1 protein-coding gene is annotated in these 1,767 nt (G+C 38.0%); it reads left to right on the forward strand.

Annotated elements, in window-relative coordinates; all coding sequences use genetic code 11:
- A partial coding sequence (locus ABY905_RS17060; protein ID WP_372646066.1) for a methyltransferase occupies positions 1-1,095 on the forward strand: 1,095 nt, incomplete at its 5' end.
- Positions 1,096-1,767: the final 672 nt, after the last annotated feature.

Raw genomic sequence — 1,767 nt, forward strand, 5'->3', positions numbered from 1 at the left:
GAGAAAGCATTAACTATTGAATTTTCAGTATCGAATAAATCCATAGCAATAGATCGACCAGAACCCATAATGGATGTGGATGTTTTGGCCTACAAACGTCGAATGGATCCTATGGATGCAGTAGATGCTTTAATTGAGGGAGAATATGTTTTAATCGTAGATTACTACAGCAGTGGACTGACGGTTTTAAATGCATTGAAAGACCACCTCAAAAAGGAATATTCTGATCAATCTTTCCAGGGACAACGTGATTATCGTTCCAAGTTTCGTGAACTCTCACATCGACTGGTGTTGTTGGTTAGCAACAACAAACTTACGGTTAGAAAATCACCGGAAATTGGCTGGCTTAAAAGCCTGTATCCTGAGATGCCAGAGTTTTTATTGCCCTTTCCACAAGTGCAAGGTTTGAATAGCTCATGGCAGTGGCACGAAAAAGGAATTTTCATACCTGTTTTGGGTCGCAAGATTCGTCCTTTTTTTGGCACCTATTTCCCAACACGATTCGAACACCTTATTCTTTTTGATCAATGGTTGAAACGCTACGAAGGTGAAAAGAAATCAGCCATTGATGTTGGAATCGGAAGTGGTGTTCTCAGTCTGCAAATGCTAAAACATGGTTTTGCGAAATTATTTGGAACAGATTCGAATCCTAACGCCATTGTAGGTATTCACGAAGAACTTAAAAGATCGAGACTTGATTCAAAGCTTGAGTTAATGCACGGGGATTTGTTTGCTGATTGTTCTGAAACAACAGAACTGATTGTTTTTAATCCACCCTGGTTGCCAGCATCACACGATTTAGAGGGCATTGACCAAGCCATATATTACGATAAGGATTTATTCCCACGTTTTTTTGCCGAAGCAACTAAGCACTTAAAACCTGGAGGTCGTGTGGCTTTATTGTTCTCAAATTTGGGTGAAATTACTGGCGTAGCCGAAGAACATCCTATCAAAAAAGAACTGGCTGAAGGTGCACGCTTTAAAGAGGAATTGTTTATTTACAAATCGGTGAAGGCAGCCTCTACTAAAACACAAAGAAATCAGAAATGGCGTGGTGAAGAAAAGGTTGAATTGTGGGTACTGAAAATGATTTAGTTCCATTGCCCTATTTTTGTTGCAAGTCCAAATATATTTACCGTTCAAAATCGCCCATCCTCCTCAAAGAGTTTGGGCTTTTTTATGCACTACTCTCAGCTGGTGCGCGATATTGAACTACCCTGTATTGAGCGAAGTCGAAATATTGAAGGATAGGCAGACCATCAGTGATGTCTCTTGTCATGCTCTGACAATAAGTAATCTATAAATATTATGCTGGACTAAATGGTGCAACTTCATAAAAAGGGTAGTCGTTTTTTATAGTCCCCTTCAGGGGATTTAGGGGTAGGAACTGGAGCAATGTGGAACTCGACGAAGTCCATAGGTAAGCAACACTTCCATAAACCCACTTGTTTATGATATTTTAAATTAATTTACAATACAGTATATAACCTAATGGATTGCGTGGTTTGATCGCTAGGTCCTATTATAACTGTTAATAGTAAATATTGTATTGGTTGAAGTGATGATAGAAATATGATAAGAAGAGATTTTTGCAATAATAGTAATGTCAGATTGAATTGCAAAAACACAAACTTATCATTCGATAAAAAGAAGGCGTGATGTTGGCTAATTTTTCATAGAGGTTTCGGTAACAAGTTGTTTGAGGTTTATATAAAAACGTCTCAAATTCGGAACTGAACGATATCATACTATAATGAAAACAAAAAC

It is taken from the genome of Ancylomarina sp. (assembly GCF_041555295.1).
GTDB lineage: Bacteria > Bacteroidota > Bacteroidia > Bacteroidales > Marinifilaceae > Ancylomarina.